The sequence below is a fragment of the Tessaracoccus aquimaris genome (assembly GCF_001997345.1).
Lineage (GTDB): Bacteria > Actinomycetota > Actinomycetes > Propionibacteriales > Propionibacteriaceae > Arachnia > Arachnia aquimaris.
The window spans coordinates 3,611,464-3,629,654 of the sequence record NZ_CP019606.1; the positions used below are offsets into that span (position 1 = coordinate 3,611,464).

Sequence of the window (18,191 nt, forward strand, 5' to 3'; positions counted from 1 at the left end):
GGGTCAGAGGCGTAGACCGCCGCCGATGAGGAGCATTCTGAGGCGGTAGTTGTCGGGGTTACGGAACCCTCTGGCGACGCGGCGGGCGAGTTCGATCAAGCCATTGATCGCTTCGGTGCCGCCGTTGTTGGCGCCGCCGGTGGTGAAGTAGCCCAGGAACGCGTCTCTCCATCGGTTGAGGGTGCGGCCCAGGCGGGCGATCTCCGGGATCGGACACGTCGGGAACGAGGCGAGGACCTTCTCCGCTACCCGACGCCCGTCAGCAGGACTCGACTGGTGATAGACCGAACGCAGGTGCTGGGCGCAGTGCCAGGCGACCTCGACTTCGACGTGACGGTCCTCGACGGTGAACGCCGCCTCGAGCCGGGTCTTCTGCCGGTCGGTGAGATGCTCCTTCCCGGCACGCAGGACGTTGCGGATCCGATACAGCGGATCATCTCTGCGGCCGCGGTGGCCGTGGATGTCTTGCTGGACCCGGCGGCGGACCTCATCAACGGCAGCCGTGGCGAGCTTGACGACGTGGAACGCGTCGAGCACCGCGACGGCGTCCTCCAACTGGTCGTCGATCGCATTCTTGTAACCGTGGAACGGGTCCAGCGTGGCGATCTCAACACCCTTGCGGAACACGTCGCCGCGGTCACGCAGCCACGACGTGTAGATCTCGCCGGAGCGGCCCGGGACCAGATCCAGGAGCCGGGCTCGGACTCGTCCGTCCTTGTCACGTGTCAGATCGACCATGCCGGTGAACTCCTTCGGGCCGCGGCCGCCGAGCTCGACGGGCTTGGTGGAGACGTGATGCCAGATGTGTTCGTCGACGCCCAGCGAGGTGACACCGGCGAACCGGGTCTCGTCGTCGGCGGCAGTCTCAAGGACCGGCTTGACGGCCCGCCACAGCGTCTTCCAGGTGCAGCCGAGCTGCCGAGCCAGACCCTGAACAGAGGCGTTCTCCCGCCGCATCTGCCCGATCGCCCACGACGTCGCGCGTCTGGTGAGCAGCGCTCTGGGTCGCGCCACGTCGGGGTCTTGTTCCATGAACGAGGTCACCGGACACGACGGTTCGGGACACAGCCAGCGTCGTTTCCGCCACCACAACCTCACCGGCGCCGTGAAACACGGCGCGTCGATCAACTCGACCCGCTGCCGGCCATGCGCATGCGCGATCACCCCGCAGGCGGGGCAACCCATCACCTGGTCGGCGCTGGACTCGACCTCAATCCTGAGCCCCGCCTCGTCGCGGGCGACGCCAACCACATGCAGCCCCGGCAACCCGACCAGAAGATCACAGCGCTGGCAGTAGCCGCCCGCGGCACGGCAGCAGGAAGTAGGATCGGGCATCGTCGAGGTCCTTGAAGATCAGGTGGTGTGGTAACCCCGATTCTTGAGGGCCTCGACCCCCTTCACCCCGCCGACACGCCCGCCATCCGATCCCCGCTCACCCCACGCTCAGGTCCGAAGAGCCCGTATACCTCGTCGGCGTCGCTGTTCCTGTCGATTCGTTCTGCAGGAACGGTCGGGGAGTTGCAGGCGGGGTCGAACTATGCCGCGAACCAGGTCCAGTCGTTCGCCAAGGTGGCGAAGAGCGGCTTTGTACTCACTCCCGTCATTGAGGACCTTCAACTCTCCGTGACGCCCGAACAACTGGCGCGACGCGTGGCGGTCACCATTCCGGCTCAGACCGCGACCATGGACCTTGCTGTGACCGCCGACTCGCCGGAGGAGGCGGCTCGAATCGCTCACGCGATCACTGAACGGCTCATTGTCGCGGTAGACGAGTTGTCGCCGCCTGGGGCCGACGGGCAGAAGCCCGTTGTGGCGACCGTCATTCGTCAACCGCTGGTGCCGACGGCCCCGACCAGTCCCAAGCCCCTCCAGAATCTTGCGATCGGTGGCCTGGTCGGCCTCCTGCTTGGCGCGGGGCAGGCACTGCTTCGGGACGTTCTCAACACGGTGGTGCGCTCTCGGCGCGACATCGAGCAGGTGAGCGACCAGGCGATCCTCGGTGCGATCCCGCTCGACGAGAGCGGGGACGTGCTCGTCCTCAACTCCGACCCGCACGGGTTGCGGGCGGAGGCGTACCGGAGCATGCGGACCAACCTGCAGTTCCTGGCACTCGACAAGGGCGGGCGGTCCATCGTCGTCACGTCCAGCGTTCCTGGGGAGGGGAAGACCAGCACGGCCATCAACCTTGCCGCGACCCTTGCCGCTGCCGGGGAGAAGGTGCTGCTCATCGACGCGGACCTCAGGCGGCCGCGGGTGGCCGCGCAACTCCAGTTGGAGGGCGCCGTCGGGCTGACTACTGTGTTGATCGGCGATGCGCGACTCGGGGATGTGGTGCAGCCGTACGGTCGCACGCCGCTGGACGTGCTCACCGCCGGTCGCGTGCCGCCTAACCCCGCCGAGTTGCTTGGTCATACGCGCATGAGGGCGCTCCTCGAGGACGCGTCAAAGCTCTACGACACCGTGATCATCGACTCGCCGCCGTTGCTGCCGGTCACTGACGCCGCCGTCCTGGCGGGAGAGACCGCCGGTGTGCTTGTCGTCGTGGGCAGTGGGATCGTGAGGCGGCCCGAGTTGACGGCCTCGCTTGAGGTTCTTGAGCGCGTCGAGGCAAGGGTTCTGGGGCTCGTCTTCAACAGGGTTAAGCGCAGCGAGGGTGAGGCCTACGGATATCGGCACTCCTACTACAGCGACCACCCGAGGGCGGCGCCGAAGAAGGGTGATCGCAAGTCCAAGAAGCGCCGAGCGCGGGCAGAGGTGGCTGCGTGAGCGTCGAGGCCTACCGGGTCCTGGCGGTCTGTACCGGCAACATCTGCCGCTCGCCCGCGGCCCAGATGCTGCTGCATGCAGAGCTTGGTGCTGGAGCGACGGTGACGAGCGCCGGGACCGCGGCCATGGTCGGCAACCCCATCGAACCGCCCATGGCGAAACTGCTGCGCGAGTCGGGGCACGCCACGTCGGCGTTCGCGGCGCGCCAACTCGTCGCCGAGGACATCATCCGGGCGGACCTCATCCTCACCATGACGCGCGAGCATCGCGCCAGGACGGTGGCCCTGGTGCCCGCCGCGGTGCGCCGGACCTTCACGCTGCTTGAACTGGCGAGGATCGCCGCAAGCGGAGAAGTGCCGCGGCTCCTGGGGATCACCCCGCGGGTCCGGTTCCTCGAGTTCGTCGCCGCCGCGGGAAGGCAGCGGTCCTCGGGGAAGGTGATCTCCGATGACGACGTGCCCGACCCGTACCGCCGCGGTGGGCGCGAGTACCGCGCCTCGTATGCGCTGATCAGCGGCGCCATCGACAGGATCGCCGCGGCGCTGCGCTAGGTCTCACCCGGCAAGGGCCTCTGCGATGGCGGAGGCGAACAGTCGCGACCCCTCGTCGTTCGGGCTTCCGTCCTCCTCGACGAGTTTGTCGCGGTCGCGTTGACGGGTTGGGAACGCCGAGTAGACGTCGATCGTCGGCAGCGCATGCGCCTTGGCCCAGCCGGCGACCGCGGCGACCGTGGCCTTCTGCTGGTCGGCGCTGGCCGAAGGGTCCGGGTTCTGCAGGACGACCGCGACCGGCACGTCGGCTGCCTGGCCCCGGACCGCCTCGAGGATGGCGTCAAGGGCCGACTCGATCTCGCCCGCATGCTTGCGGTGGCCGTAGCTGAGAAGGACGGCGTCGCTGCGTTGCCAGGCCCTGGCGACCCGACCCGGTTCGCGGCTCAGGACGGGGCTGCGCATGCTGGCGTTCCACACGGTCAGGCTCGCGCCCTCGTTCGACAGGGGAGCGGGGTCGGGGAAGGTCGACGTCTTCGCGTTCCAGGCGGCGTAGGACACGGCGTGCCGCTTGGCCAGGTGCTCCGTGGCCCAGCGATGCACCCACTCGCTCTCCTCGTTGCCAGACCCGTCGCCGAAGATCGTCACCGCGGCGCCGTCAGCGGCGAACGCCGCCGCGAAGGCCGCGAGCGAGCCGGGCTGCGGGGCAGGCGCGGATGCCGTGGGTTGAGGCGAGGGCTTCCGTGAAGGGCTCGGAATCGGGTCGACGGGGATGGCCGTGGGGCTCGGTGTCGTGCTCGTGGGCGCGACCGAAGGAGCCGGGGAATCCGCAGGTGCGGCGACCCCTCTGAACTGCGACAGCGCCAGCCAGGACACCGCGACGGTGGCCGTGGCGAGGGCGGCCAGGCCGACCGTCGCCAGGCGGTTTCGTGAATCCGAGGCTGCAGCCACGGTGCCGCTCCTTGCGCTGTGAGACGGCAACAACTGTATTGGCGCGCGGCAAGGTGGAGTGGGCGCTGTGAAGCCCGATTTTGTTGGTCTTTTCCGGGACGGCAAAGTCTGCAGACGATGCCGCGTTGCCCCGGTCGTCGAGTGTGACGACAAGGGCTTTCACAGTGGAACGGGTCGCGCCGCGACACGCCGATGGGCGTCTCGCGGCGCGCTCGTGGGACCCCTCGACGAGACTCGGGGAACGGGCGACCGTCAGGCCTTGACCAGGCGCAGCCTCAGGTCCAGTTCCTCGTCCTCGTCGGTCGCCGCGTCGACCTCGTCCTGGATCAGCTCGACGGCCAGCACCTCGCCCGCGATCAGGTCGCGGTGCGCGGCGATGGCCGCGGCCAGCTCGGGGCCCGCCTCGAGCACGATCCGGATCCGGTCCGAGACCTGCAGGCCAGCGCGCTTGCGGGCCTCCTGGATGAAGCGGATCACCTCACGCGCCTGGCCCTGGAGGATCAACTCGGGGGTCAGCTCCAGGTCCAGCGCGACCGTCTCGCCCTGCTCGTTGACGACCGACCAGCCCTCGCGGGGACGCTCGGTGACGATGACGTCGTCCGGGCCGATCTCGAGCTGTTCGCCCTCAAACTCCAGGAACGCCTTGCCCGCGTCGCGCAGTTGCGCGGCGAGCGAGGCGGCGTCGAGCTCCGCGATCGCCTTGGCGATCAGGGGGGTGCGTTGCGCGAACCGCTTGCCAAGGTTGCGGAAGTTGCCCTTGGCCGAGTGGTCGACGACATCGCCAGCGGAGGCGAACGACTCGATCGACTCGACGTTCAGCTCCGCCTTGATCTCGTCCTGCAGTTCGGGCGACAGCTTCTCGAAGATCGCCGACGGCACCAGCATCCGGCTGAGCGCCTGACGCACTTTCACCTTCGACTCTGCACGGGCCGCGCGACCGAGCTCGACGGTGCGGCGGGTCAACTCCATCGCTTCGGAGAGCGACTCGATGATCAGCGACTCGTCGGCGACCGGCCAGGACGCCAGGTGCACCGAGCTCGGGCCCTCAGGGTTCGACGCGTAGAACAGGTCCTGCCACACGCGCTCCGTGACGAACGGCATGATCGGCGCCAGCAGGCGGGTGAGCGTGTCGAGGGTCTCGTGCAGCGTCCACAGCGCGCCCTCGTCGCCCGCCCAGAAGCGGCGGCGGGAGCGACGCACGTGCCAGTTCGACAGCGCGTCGATGAAGGACGAGAGGGCCTGCCCGTAGCGCTGCGTGTCGTAGTTGTCGAGCGCCTCGCTCACCTCGACGATCAACTGCTGCGTGGCGGACGTCAGCCAGCGGTCGAGCACGTGGCGCTCGGCGACGGGCGGAGCCTCGCCGGTCGGCGCCCAGTTCGCGGCGCGCGCGTACAGCGACTGGAAGGCGACGGTGTTCCAGTAGGTGATCAGCACCTTGCGGACCGTCTCGCCGATCGCCTGATGGCCGACCCGTCTGGCCGACCAGGGCGAGCCCGAGCACGCCATGAACCAGCGCACCGCGTCGGCACCGTGCTGATCCATCAGCGGGATCGGCTCCAGCACGTTGCCGAGGTGCTTGCTCATCTTGCGGCCGTCGTCGGCGAGGATGTGGCCGAGGCACACGACGTTGCGGTAGCTCGACTCGTCGAAGACGAGCGTGCCGACCGCCATCAGCGAATAGAACCAGCCGCGGGTCTGGTCGATGGCCTCGCAGATGAAGTCGGCCGGGTAGCGCTCCGCGAACAGCTCGGTCGATCCCGGCTCGTGCGGGTATCCCCACTGCGCGAACGGCATCGAGCCGGAGTCGAACCACGCGTCGATCACCTCGGGGACGCGGCGCGACTCCTTGCCGCAGGTCGGGCAGTCGAAGGTGACCTCGTCGACGAACGGGCGGTGCGGGTCGAGCCGGCTCTGGTCGGTCCCGGTCAGCGCGCTCAGCTCAGCGCGCGACCCGACGGCGACCTGGTGGTCGTCCTCGCAGCGCCAGATCGGCAGCGGGGTGCCCCAGTAGCGGGTGCGCGACAGGGCCCAGTCGATGTTGTTGTTGAGCCAGTCGCCGTAGCGGCCGTGCTTGATCGAGTCCGGGTGCCAACTGGTGGCCTCGTTCTCGGCGAGCATCTTGTCCTTGATCTGCGTGGTGCGGATGTACCAGGACGGCATGGCGTAGTAGAGCAGCGGGGTGTGGCACCGCCAGCAGTGCGGGTAGGTGTGGGTGTAGTCGACGCGGCGGAACAGGATCCCGCGCTCGCTCAGGTCGGCGACCAGGGTGGCGTCGGCGACCTTGAAGAACATCCCGCCGACCAGGTCGAGGTCCTCCTCGAACGTGCCGTCCTTGCGGACGGGGTTGACGAACGGCAGCCCGTAGGCGCGGCACACGGCCATGTCGTCCTCGCCGAACGCGGGGGCCTGGTGCACGAGGCCCGAGCCGTCCTCGGTGGTGACGTAGTCGGCGAGCACCACGAAATGAGCGGGGGAGGGGAACTCGACCAGCCCGAACGGGCGCTGGTACGTCCACCGCTCGAGGTCGGAGCCCCGGAAGGAGTCGGTCAGCGTCCACTCCTCGCCGAGCACCTTCTCGGCGAGCGGCTCTGCGATCAGCAGCGACCTCTGCTCCGGGTGGGTCGCGACCCGGTAGGTGACGTCCGGGTGCACGGCGACCGCGGTGTTCGACACGAGCGTCCACGGCGTGGTCGTCCACACCAGCAGGTCCACCTCGCCCGCGAGCGGGCCGGAGGTGAGCGGGAAGCGCACGTAGATCGACGGGTCGACGACCTCCTCGTAGCCCTGCGCCAGTTCGTGATCCGACAGCGCGGTGCCGCAGCGGGGCAGTACGGGGCGACGCGGTAGTCCTCCTCCAGGAGGCCCTTGTCGTGGATCTGCTTGAGCGCCCACCACAGCGACTCGACGTATTCGGGGTCCATGGTGACGTAGGCGTCCTCCAGGTTGACCCAGTAGCCCATCCGCTCGGTCAGCTCGGTGAACGCGTCGACGTGGCGAAGCACCGACTCGCGGCACTTCGCGTTGAACGCCTCGACGCCGTACGCCTCGATGTCGGCCTTGCCGGAGAAGCCGAGTTCCTTCTCGACGGCGAGCTCGACGGGAAGGCCGTGGCAGTCCCAGCCGGCCTTACGTTCGACGTGGAAGCCGCGCATCGTCTTGTAGCGCGGGAAGAGGTCCTTGAAGACGCGGGCCTCGATGTGGTGGGTGCCGGGCATGCCGTTGGCGGTGGGAGGGCCCTCGTAGAACGTCCAGGGCTTGCCGCCTGCGCTCTGCCGCAGGGTCTCATCGAACGTCTCGCGCTCGGCCCACAGCCTCAGGATGTCGTGTTCCATCGCGGGAAAGTCGACCTGAGCGGGCACGGCCTGGTAGCCGGGGGAGGTGGTCATCTGCGGTCCTTCGTCCAGTTTCTCAACTGAAGGGACGAGCCTGGGCCCGCGGTACCACCCTCCTTGGGCGGATGACCGCCCCACTTCCTTGCGTCACCGCCGCAGGTTCTAGTGAGCGGTCGCCCGCCGTTCTTCCTGCAGCTCGGGGGTGATGGCCCCTTCAACGCCGCGCGATGACGCCCTCATTATGCGTCAGGGCACGGGTGCCGCTCAACCTGTGGGGCTACGTCCGTAGCGAAATGTGCGACCTGAGACGCTGGTCGCCGGACCACGGTGCTGGCACGATGGGGGTTCGACGAGGAGGTGTCGGCACAAGGTGTCAAGCGGCGAGATCGAGGGTTGGGCCAGCGAACGCAACATGCGCTATTTCGCGCCATGGCCCGCCATGCGCGGCATCTTCCGCGGCGGTGACCTGTTCGACGGGGGCGACAGGGAGGTGCTCTCCGGCTGGTCGGGAACGCTCGGGAAGCTTCCGGTGCTCGGCTTTCAGGCCGCGCCCGGCACCGACGCCGCCGGGTCGATCTACGTCGTGGCCGTGCGCCTGCCCGGCATCGCGTTCCCCCCGCTGACGTTCATGGAGTCGGGCCTCGCTGGCGTCGACCCCGCCGTGCCCATCGACGACCTCTTCGACCTGCACTGGAGCGTCACCGCCCGTAGTTCGCGCTTCGCGAAGGACCTGGTCGGCACCGCCATGCAGGAGGTGCTGATCGACATCCAGCCCGACTTCTCCAAGATCTGGCTGGAGCGTGACGCGATCCTGCTCGGCGCCCGCGGAGAGGTCTCCGCCACCGCCGTCGAACGCTACCTGCATCTGCTGCGGCGGCTGGTCGACACCATGCCGACCCGAGTCCTCAACGCCATCCGGCAGACCCCCGCCCCCGGCCGATGACCCCGGCGCTGCCGATCCGGCCCGTCGGTCCTCCCGCGGCGGCCCCCCGCACGATCCCCGCCTACGCGCTTCCCGCGCCCCGACCCGCGCGGCCCGTGCCCGCCGCCTCCTCGGCGACCCGGAGCGAATGGGCAGGGTGGGCCGCGCGTCGCGGCTGGCTTCACTACCCCAACGGCCGCGAGATCGCCGAGCGCTTCCACCGCGGCCCGCTGCCCGGAGGTCGCCACATCGATGCCTTCGCGGGCAAGTTCGGCGAGCTGCCCTGTTTCGGGTGGCGCACCGTCAGCGGAACGGGTCCAGAGGCGCGGATCCGGCAGGTGCTGTGCATCCGCAAGCCGGACATGGACATGGAACCCGTCCGCATCACCCTTGACAACGCGCTGCTCACGGAGCTGATCGGCAGCGGAGACATCGAGGTCGGCGACCCCGAGTTCGACTCGCGGTGGCGCGTCACCTCCGACCACCCCGACAGCGCGCGGGCCGCGCTGACCCCCGCGGTGTGGAAGCTGATGGCCGAGCCCTTCGTGCCCAAGTTCGCGCAACTGTGGTTCGAGCGCGACGTGGCCGCCGTCATCACCGAGCGGCCGATCGGGCCCGATGTTGTCGACGACTACCTCGCATTCCTGCACAAGCTCGTCACGCTGATGGGCCGCTGACCGCAACTCCCTCGCAGGTGCCAAGATGGCGCCATGGCCATCTTCGACGTGCCCCTGTCCGAGTTGCGCGAGCGCGGCAGCATCAAGTGGCGCCGCTTCGAACCTGACGTGCTTCCCCTGTTCGTGGCCGAGATGGACGCCCGCCTGGCGCCCGCCGTCCGCGACCGGCTCGAGGAGGCGCTGCGGCTCGGGGACACCGGCTACCCGGAGCTTCCCACCTACCAGGAGGCGATGGCCGACTACGCCCGCTGGCAGTGGGGCTGGGAGCTCGACCCGTCCGACGCGACGCTCGCCACCGACGTCGTCACCGGCATGCGCGACGCGCTGGAGGCGGTCTCCGAGCCGGGCGACGGCGTCGTCATCAACCCGCCCATCTATCCGCCCTTCCGCGGCGTCGCGCACGACCGACGCATCGTCGAGGTCCCGATGCGCGACGGACGGCTCGACCTCAACGCCCTGGAGATCGCGTTCCATCGCGACCGGCCCGCCGCCTACCTGCTGTGCTCGCCGCACAACCCCGTCGGCACCGTCCACACCCGCGAGGAACTGGAGCGGATCGCCGAACTGGCCGACCGTCACGACGTGGCCGTCATCTCCGACGAGATCCACGCCCCGCTCGCGGGTGCGGCGCACGTGCCCTACCTCGACGTGGCGGGCGCCGACAACGCCGTCGTGGTCACCTCAGCGTCCAAGTCGTTCAACCTGGCCGCGCTGAAGGCCGGCCTGATCATCGGCGATGTCGGGATCCGCTCCCGGCTGCGGCCGATGGTCTCCGACGGGGCCTCCTACTTCGGGGTGCTCGCGCACTCGGCCGCCCTCACGGGCGGTCGCGGATGGTTGGCGGAGGCGGCCGACGAGATCGCCGCGAACAAGGTGTTCTTCGCGGAGCAACTCGCCGAGCACCTGCCGCAACTGTCCTACGTACCCTCCGACGGCACCTACCTCGCGTGGCTCGACTGCGCGCCCCTCGGGTTGGCGAATCCCGGCGAGCATTTCCATCGGGTCGGGCGGGTCCGGTTCAACTTCGGAGCCGAGTTCGCGCCCCGGGCAACGTCCTTCGTCCGGGTCAACCTGGCCACCTCCCGTGACATCATCGCGGAGGCCGTGCGGCGGATGGCCGCGTCCGTCCAACACCGCGACGGCTAGGAAACGAGCCGGGCACCTCGTAACCTTGCCCATAGTGCCCACTCTGAGGAGGACCAGATGACGCTACCCATGGCAGCCTGGAGAGTCACGTACACCCCGGGTAACTGGCTGGTGCTCGCTGGCCCGACGATGCTCGTCGTCATGCTGCCCGCCCCGCGCGGGCCTCCAAGCTGATCAACGACCTCTGGACCGACATCGTGTCGGCGCAGTCGGTCGACGGGCTGCTGAAGCTGGCAGGCGAGGTCGGGCTCGACGCGATGCCCGACTTCGGCGCGTTCTTCTGGGACAGCAACGGCCTGCACGGCCTCACCCGTGGCCGGGTCCGCGTGATCGACACCGACAGCGGCGAGGTCGCGCTGGAAGGCAACGGCACCGTCACCTGGAACGAGGCGAGCCTCGGCGGGGAGCGTCACCTGCGCATCGACCTGGAGCCCGTCGACGACGACGAGGTCCTCCAACTGCCCATGGTGGTGGGGGCCGCCTCCGTCTCCGCCGTCTACCTGACCACCGACCCCGAGGCCCTCGTCCGGTTCCCCAGTTACGAGCAGTTGGGCGTGCTCCCCAAGATGCCGGTGCTCGGGGTCCGCCCCAGGCAGCGGGTCGCGCCAGCCGCCGTCGAGGCGGCACCCTTCGTTGCTGACGCCGCCGAGGTCGCCGATGTGGAGGCCCCGGAGGCACCGGAGGCTGAGGCAGAGCAGGCGCCCGAGCCCGACGTCGAGGCGGAGCAGCCAGTGGACCCGCCGGTCGAGCAGGAGCCGATCGTGGAGCCCGAGCGGGCGGCCGAGCCGGAACTCGCTGCCGAGGAGCAGCCCGAGGGCGGCTTCGACCTGGACCACCCGACCGACACCGACGCCCTGAGCGACCCGTCGCTGCTCGCCGCGATCGACGAGCCGGCCGAGCCCGCCGAGCCCGCCGCCGAGCAGGAGAGCCCCGTCGAGCCCCGGCACGAGGACGCCCCGGAGTTCCCCGGCCTCGGCGACGAGGTCGGCATGAACGACTCCACCGACCCGGGCGGCCTCATCGCCGCGCCCATCGCGCCGGAGGTGCCGGGGGTGCCCCCGGTGGCCCCGAGGTGCCGGTCGCGCCGCCGGTCGGTGCCCCGTCGGCCTCGCGCCCCAGCGCCCCGCGCCCGTTGTGGTTCCCCCGACCCTCGGGGAGGTCGACGACGACGCGGGCGGCACCATCTTCTCGACGGGCCTCGCCGCGACCCACAAGCCTGCCCCGCAGAACGAGCCGCGTCAGGATCCGCAGGTGCTCGCCGTCCCGTGCACCAACGGCCACGCCAACGCGCCCGGCTCCCGTGCGTGCCGCATCTGCCAGGCGCCGGTCGACTCGTCCAATCCGCGCCTGATCCGTCGACCCCTGCTCGCGGGCGTCCACACCAACCACGGCGACTTCGTCGACGTCATCGACGGCGTCGTGATCGGCCGCGCCCCTGACGCGGGGAAGGGCCCGTCGGGGTCCTACCTGCTGCGGGTCGCCAGCCCGAGCAGCGACATCTCGCGCAACCACCTGCTCGTCACGACGCGGGACTGGAACGTGCACGTCACCGACCTGCACTCGACCAACGGGACAACGGTCCTGCCACAGGGCGAGGCGCCCTTCACTCTGCGGGATGGGGCCTCGGTCCAGGTGGAGCTCGGTACCGTGCTCGACCTGGGCGATGGCGTGTCCCTGCGGATCGAGCCGCCCCGCGGCTGAGCAAGACACGTCAGGAGGGGATGAGTGTCGGGGGAGAAGACGACAGCGCGGCCGTTGCGCCTGCTCGGCCGGTTCTTGCGCCGGTCGTGGCAGGGGCTGCTGATCGGCCTGCTCGCGGTGGCGCTCGGCGTCGCCGCGTACCTCAGCCCGGGGCTGGTCGAGGCCGATGTGCGCCTCGATGAGGGCAACGTGTACGCGATCAAGCGGGACACGGAACTCGTCGGCGCACTCAACTCACAGATCAAGCAACTCTCGAACGCGGCGCCCATCGGCGACCCGCGCACCGAGGTGCTCCAGTCGGGCGACCAGGTGCTGCTCTTCCTTCCGCAGTCCTCATCGCTTGTTCCCTACGACGCCGCCCGCAACATCACCGGCGCCACCACCCAACTCCCCGCCAACGCGCGGGTCCAACTGGTCGGCGACCGGCTGCTCGTGGTCGGCGCCGAGTCAGGCGCGATCTGGTCGGGCGGCGTCGACGAGATGCTCAGCCTCGACTTCGAGAAGTCGAAGCCGCAGCTAGAGGTCGGCGACGGCGGGCTCGCGACCCTCACCACCGACGGCGACGTGATCGGGCTCGACCTGGAGAAGTCGGCCCTTGTGCGCGCCACCGAGGACGGCACCGCCACCGTCGCGCTGCCGTTCACGCTCGAACCTGACGCCATCGTCAGCATCTCTGCGGTCGGAGACAGGGCGGTCGTGCTCGACCACTCGTCGTCGCGGATCTGGGTCGAGGGCGCAAGCCAGGCGTTCCCCGTCTCCGAGGCTGAGGGCGCAAAGCTGATGGCCCCCGCCCCGAGCGCGCTCAAGGGCGACGACGGCATCAAGGCGATCTACGCCAACGTCGCGGGCCTCAACGCCGTCACCACAGACGGCCAGGTGTCGCTCTCCTCGCGCATCGACCTCAACCCCGTCACCCCGATCCAGGTCGGCGACTGCGTCTACGGCGCGGGCGTCGGTGGCGACAGGGGAGTGTTCGTGCGCAAGTGCGTCGGGCAGGAGGCGCAGCGCGCGGACATCTTGGAGATCACCTCCGACGGCGACATGCTCACCTTCCAGGCCAACCGGGGCGTCGTCACCCTCAACGACCAGGCCAACGGCACCGTCTGGATGGTCGACAAGGACATGTTCATCATCCGCCCCGAGGACTGGGACATGGTGATGCCGAAGCAGGAGGACGACGAGACCAACCAGGAGGGCACCGAGATCGACGTCGCCCCCGACCGCAGCAAGGACAACCGCAGGCCGATCGCCAACGACGACACCCTCGGAGCGCGGGCCGGCACCTCGACGGTTCTCAACATCCTCGACAACGACACCGATCCCGACGGCGACGTGCTGACGATCACCACCTCCACCAAGCTCGACGGCGCGACGCTGCAGCCGGTGCGCGACGGGGCGGGCCTCCAGATCTCCATCTCGCCCGACGTGAAGGTCGACCAGTTCACCTTCGAGTACACGATCAGCGACGGACGAAAGGGCACCGACACCGCGACGGCGGTCGTCCGGGTGATGCCTGCCGACATCACGGCGCCCAACGGCAACAGCGCGCCGCGCAAGTCGGAGCGGCCGGGAGGGCACAAGCCGGTCGACGTCACCTCCGGCTCCAAGCTCACCAAGCGAGTGCTGCTCGACTGGCGCGATCCCGACGGCGACCCGCTGATGCTGAAGAACGCCTGGCTCGAGCAGGGCTCCGAGGACATCCTGACGTTCACGCCCGACGGCAGCATCGAGTTCATCGACGTCGGCAAGTCGACCGGGCCGAAGAAGGTCAACATCACGGTGTCGGACTCCGTGGCGGAGACAACCGACGAGCTGATCCTCAACGTGACCGAGGACCCCGTCGCCCCCATCGCGTACGGCGACTATGTGACGACCAAGGTCGGCTCGGCGGTGCAGGTCGAACCGCTCGCCAACGACCAGGTGACGCGACCCACCCTCTCCGAGGTCACCGCGCCCGACGACTGCGCCGACTGCAAGTTGGACGCCAACTACCGGGAGAAGACCTTCACGTTCACCGCGCAGAAGGCAGGCACCTACTACGCCACCTACACCGTCGTCGACGGGCAGACCGCCACCGGTGTCGTCCGCATCGACGTTCGCGGCGACCGCGTCACCGGGCTCCCGGTGGCGGCGCAGGACGTGGCGCTGCTGCCGCTCGGCGGCACCGTGGTGCTCGACCCGCTCCTCAACGACACCGACCCGAACGGCGACGTGCTCGTCGTGCAGACCTACGATGCGCCCGACTCGCTCGAGGTCGTCATGGAGCGCAGGCACCGGATGACGATCCGCGCCAAGCACGACCTCAGCAAGCCCGTCACGTTCACGTACTGGATCTCCAACGGCCAGAACCCGGTCGAGGGCAAGATCACGGTCGTGCCGACCGACACCGGCTCGGCGACGCCCATCCCGGTGCCCGACCAGATCCGGATCAGGGCTGGCAGCACCGCGAGCGTCAACCCGCTCGTCAATGACACGTCCCCGGTCGGGCTCGACCTGCACCTCGGCGAGCTGAGCGACAACCCGTTCAAGGACCGCGCCTGGATCGACGAGGACCGCGTCAGGATCAGCGTTCCCGCAGGCACCCCCGCGGGTGTCAGCACCATCGGCTATTCGGCGGTCGACTCGCGCGGCTCGCTCGCGCCGAGCACCATCTCCGTCGAGGTGGTCCCGGAGGACGCCACCAACGTCGCGCCCGCGCCCACCCCTGTCGTCGAGCGCGTGCTCGCGGGCACCGAGACCCGAATCCCGATCCCGCTCAGCGGCATCGACGCCAACGGCGACGCCGTCCGGCTCGTCGGGCTCGCGACCGGCCCGCTGCTCGGCCGCGTCACGAGCGTCGGCGAGGAGTACCTCGCCTACGAGGCCTTCGAGGGAGCCCGCGGCACCGACACGTTCAGCTACGAGGTCGTCGACGCGCACGGCGAGCGGGGCATCGGCGAGGTCCGGGTCGGCGTCGCGCCGCTCAGCAAGGACAACTCCAAGCCCGTCGCGATGCGCGACTCCATCACGGTGCGGCCCGGCCGACCCGTCCAGATCTCCGCGATCGACAACGACTTCGACGCCGACGGTGACGCGATCGGCTACACCCCCGGGGCGCCCATCGAGATGGACGCAGGGATCAAGGCCGAGATCGTCGACGACCGCGAGATCCGATTCACGGCGCCGGAGGAGCCGGGCACCTATGCGGGCGCCTACTCCGTGCAGGACAGCCGCGGCGAGCAGTCCTACGGCCAGTTGCTCGTCGAGGTCGACGAGGACGCCCCCAACCTCGCCCCGGTCGCCCGCGACGACTCGGTGCCCCTGTCGAGCCTGCTGGAGAACCGGTTCGTGAAGGTCGACCCGTTGGCCAACGACTACGACCCGGACGGGCCGAAGGAGGACCTGCGCGTCGAGGTCGCCGACCCGCCGAAGGACGACGAGGACGGCGCCCGCGTCGACGAGGCGGGCAAGCTGCTGACGATCCCGGTGCGCGAGGAACTGCAGCAGGTCCGCTACGTGCTGATCGACGGCGACGGCAAGCGCGCCAACGGCGTCGTCACGGTGCCAGGCACCAACAACCTCATCCCGGCGGCCAAGAACCCGGACGTGCCCCTCGAGCCGACCGCGGGTCAGCCGTCCATCTACGACATCAACGAACTGGTAGCAGGCACCAAGTCCCGCCAGGTGCGCCTCACCACGGCCGACCACATCTGGGCCCCCAACGCCGAGGTGGTCCCGGTCGGCGAGTCGAAGATCCAGTACGTGGCCGACCCGAAGTTCTCCGGCCCTGCGTCGCTGGTGTTCGAGGTCCAGGACAAGGTCGCCAACCCCAACGACAAGACGGGCAAGACGGCGGTCGTCTCGCTTCCCGTCCAGGTCAAGCCTGCCACCACGGGCGGCTCCGCGGACGGCGACGGGTCCAAGGAGGACGTCAACCAGCCACCCGAGTTGCAGGTCCGCAACCCCCGCCTCGAAGTGGGCGCGGGCGAGGAGAAGCGCAGCCTGAACCTGTTGAGCCTGTTCCGCGACCCCGACGGCGATCCCAACTCGATGGTCATCAAGGGCCAACCGCAGGAGGCCGGCGGCGACGCCATGGTCGAGTGGTCCTACAGCGCAAACACGTTGACCGCCAGCGCGCCGGAGAAGGCGAAGCCGGGCAGCTACAAGGAACTCCGTGGCACCGTGATGGACGGCCGCGAGGGCGAGCGCGACTTCATGATCCGGATCGAGGTGACCGCGTCGGTCCGACCGACGGTGACCGTCAAGGAGGACGTGATCCCCCTTGCCGTCGCAGGCGGCACCTACGAGGTGCGACCCCTCGACAACGACACCTCGCACCTGCTCGGCGACAAGACCCTGACCCTCGTCGACGCCCGCGCCACCGGTTCCGGCGGCAGCGTCAGCGTCGACCAGGGCAAGGGCGTGGTGAAGGTCTCGCTCGAGAAGGGCAGGCACGGCCCGTTCACCGCCAACTACACCGTCAACGACGCCACCGGCGACCCGAACCGCCAGGTCACCGGCCAGATCGTCGCGGAGGTGCGCGACAAGCCGGGCACCCCGTCGACGCCGTTCGCGTCCAACCCGGGGGAGATCCTCGACGGCCAGGTCAGCGTCCAGTACCGCTCGACCGGCGACGGAGGCTCCAAGATCCTCGGCGCGGTCGCGACGGCACACGCCGCGGGCCAGGCGAGCAGGTCGGCGCCGTGCGCGGCCAACACCTGCACCGTCTCCGGGCTGAAGAACGGCGTCGCCTGGCAGATCTCGGTGCACGAGACCAACGAGGTGGGCGACTCTGAGGAGTCGGGCCTCTCGGCCGCGTTCACGCCCGACGCGGTGCCCGACCCGCCGTCGAAGCCCACCGTCAGCTACGCGGACAGCGAGCTGACCGTCTCCTGGCGCCACGACCGGCTGTACTCCTCGCCCAACGGCGGCAGCCCCATCACGCAGTATGACCTGATCCGCACCGGAGGCGGCAAGAGCGAGACCGTCACCCTCAACGACCCGCGGGCGCGCAGCTACACCTGGAAGGGCCTCGCCAACGGCACGGTGTACCAGTTCACCGTGGTCGCCCGGAACGAGAGCGGAAAGGCGTCCAACCCGTCAGAGGCCTCGGAGCCGGAGTACCCGTCCGGCACGCCGACGGGCGACACCGCCCCGGTCGCCAAGCCCATCAACGACGACATCGGCGGGGCCTTCGAGGTCACCTTCACCACCGGTGGGGTCGACGCGCGTGGCGACTCCGTGAAGAAGTACATCGTGATCCCCGTCACCAAGTCGGGCAAGGGCAACGCCAGCCCCGTCGAGGTCACCGCGACCGGCGCCCCCAGCCACACCGTGCGGGTCGGCGGGGTCGGCCTCGAGCCGACCAAGTTCACCATCCAGGCCGTCAACCGCGGCCCGGAGACGGGGACCGTCGGATCGACCGGCGACTACCAGATCGCCTACCCGCAGCCGCGGATCACCAAGGTGACGGCGACCCCCGGCGACGGCTCGGCAAGCTTCAAGCTCGAACACAACGTCTCCGGCACGCCGGCCACCTTCGAGTCCTCCGTCAGCGGCGGCCCGTGGAACTCGTTCAACGGGTCGATCAGCGGGCTCACCAACGGTGAGAAGTACTCGGTTCGCTTCAGGATCCAACTCGACGGCCTGACCTCCTCGGAGGCGAAGGCCGACGTGATGCCGAAGTCGGCCAAGCCCCCGGCGCCGAAGATCGTCAGCAGGAGCCTCCGCTTGCCGGACGAGGTCCACCTCGACTTCGACGACTCCATCCTCACCAACGCGGGGTGGGAGTTCGGCGGCTACTCGTTCTGCACCACGACCGGCAGCAAGTGCAACAGCTACAGCAAGAACCTGCCGTTGACCGTCGACGCGGGCGGCGAGACGAAGATCTACTGGAAGTACGGCGACAGCGGAAGCGGCAACTACGCCGTGACCCTCGAGCCGGTCACGAAGCCGGCCATGAGCAACGCTGGCGTGCTGAACTTCCGGTTCCCCTACGCGCAGTCCGGCTCCTGCGTGATCGAGTTCAAGGGCCCCAACGGGGGAACCGCCGGGAGGGAGGCGCCCGCCGCCAACGGCGTCGTCGCCTTCGCCGACGGCGCCACCGTCCCGATCCCCACCCCCGCCCCGGAGGGCCCGACGACCGAGCCGGCCACCTCCGCGAAGATCTCCTGCAACATCAACGGGGTCGCCAAGACCTTCAACGCCTGACACGAGGAACCAAGACAGC

At 69.4% G+C, this 18,191-nt stretch carries 10 protein-coding genes and 1 pseudogene; 8 read left to right on the forward strand and 3 right to left on the reverse strand.

The window, feature by feature from the left end; translation table 11 throughout:
- Positions 1-3: 3 nt before the first annotated feature.
- Entirely contained in the window at positions 4-1,335 is a 1,332-nt protein-coding gene (locus tag BW730_RS16420; RefSeq protein WP_145952758.1) for an ISL3 family transposase, read from the reverse strand.
- A 27-nt stretch (positions 1,336-1,362) separates the two neighbouring features.
- On the opposite strand from BW730_RS16420, the gene BW730_RS16425 reads away from it, so the two are divergent.
- Together BW730_RS16425 and BW730_RS16430 are read left to right on the forward strand one after the other, a co-directional pair.
- A complete protein-coding gene (locus BW730_RS16425) occupies positions 1,363-2,766 on the forward strand; it encodes a tyrosine-protein kinase domain-containing protein (RefSeq protein ID WP_145952932.1) in 1,404 nt (467 codons plus the stop codon).
- On the forward strand, positions 2,763-3,317 hold the full coding sequence (locus tag BW730_RS16430) for an arsenate reductase/protein-tyrosine-phosphatase family protein (RefSeq protein WP_077687208.1): 555 nt from the start codon (positions 2,763-2,765) through the stop codon (positions 3,315-3,317). The genes BW730_RS16425 and BW730_RS16430 overlap by 4 nt, the downstream gene beginning before the upstream one ends.
- A gap of 3 nt (positions 3,318-3,320) precedes the next feature.
- Here BW730_RS16430 and BW730_RS16435 read toward each other — a convergent pair whose 3' ends face one another.
- Both BW730_RS16435 and ileS read right to left on the reverse strand, forming a co-directional pair.
- On the reverse strand, positions 3,321-4,205 hold the full coding sequence (locus BW730_RS16435; RefSeq protein ID WP_077687209.1) for an SGNH/GDSL hydrolase family protein: 885 nt from the start codon (positions 4,203-4,205) through the stop codon (positions 3,321-3,323).
- Between the two features lie 252 nt (positions 4,206-4,457).
- Positions 4,458-7,591, reverse strand: a pseudogene (gene ileS, locus BW730_RS16440) (isoleucine--tRNA ligase).
- Between the two features lie 358 nt (positions 7,592-7,949).
- On the opposite strand from ileS, the gene BW730_RS16445 reads away from it, so the two are divergent.
- The 6 genes from BW730_RS16445 (at position 7,950) to BW730_RS16470 (ending at position 18,172) form a co-directional block, all read left to right on the forward strand.
- Complete coding sequence (locus BW730_RS16445) at positions 7,950-8,480, forward strand: hypothetical protein (protein ID WP_145952933.1); 531 nt, start codon at positions 7,950-7,952, stop codon at positions 8,478-8,480.
- Positions 8,477-9,136 (forward strand): hypothetical protein, encoded by a 660-nt coding sequence (locus BW730_RS16450; RefSeq protein ID WP_077687211.1) that lies wholly within the window; start codon positions 8,477-8,479, stop codon positions 9,134-9,136. Before BW730_RS16445 ends, BW730_RS16450 begins: the two co-directional genes overlap by 4 nt.
- 33 nt (positions 9,137-9,169) lie before the next feature.
- On the forward strand, positions 9,170-10,282 hold the full coding sequence (locus tag BW730_RS16455) for a MalY/PatB family protein (protein WP_077687212.1): 1,113 nt from the start codon (positions 9,170-9,172) through the stop codon (positions 10,280-10,282).
- Positions 10,283-10,479: 197 nt separating this feature from the next.
- Positions 10,480-11,721, forward strand: a complete 1,242-nt coding sequence (locus BW730_RS18700) for a hypothetical protein (RefSeq protein ID WP_158522711.1) — start codon at positions 10,480-10,482, stop codon at positions 11,719-11,721.
- Positions 11,702-11,983, forward strand: a complete 282-nt coding sequence (locus BW730_RS18705) for an FHA domain-containing protein (RefSeq protein ID WP_158522712.1) — start codon at positions 11,702-11,704, stop codon at positions 11,981-11,983. Before BW730_RS18700 ends, BW730_RS18705 begins: the two co-directional genes overlap by 20 nt.
- 24 nt (positions 11,984-12,007) lie before the next feature.
- Positions 12,008-18,172 (forward strand): Ig-like domain-containing protein, encoded by a 6,165-nt coding sequence (locus tag BW730_RS16470; RefSeq protein WP_145952934.1) that lies wholly within the window; start codon positions 12,008-12,010, stop codon positions 18,170-18,172.
- Positions 18,173-18,191: the final 19 nt, after the last annotated feature.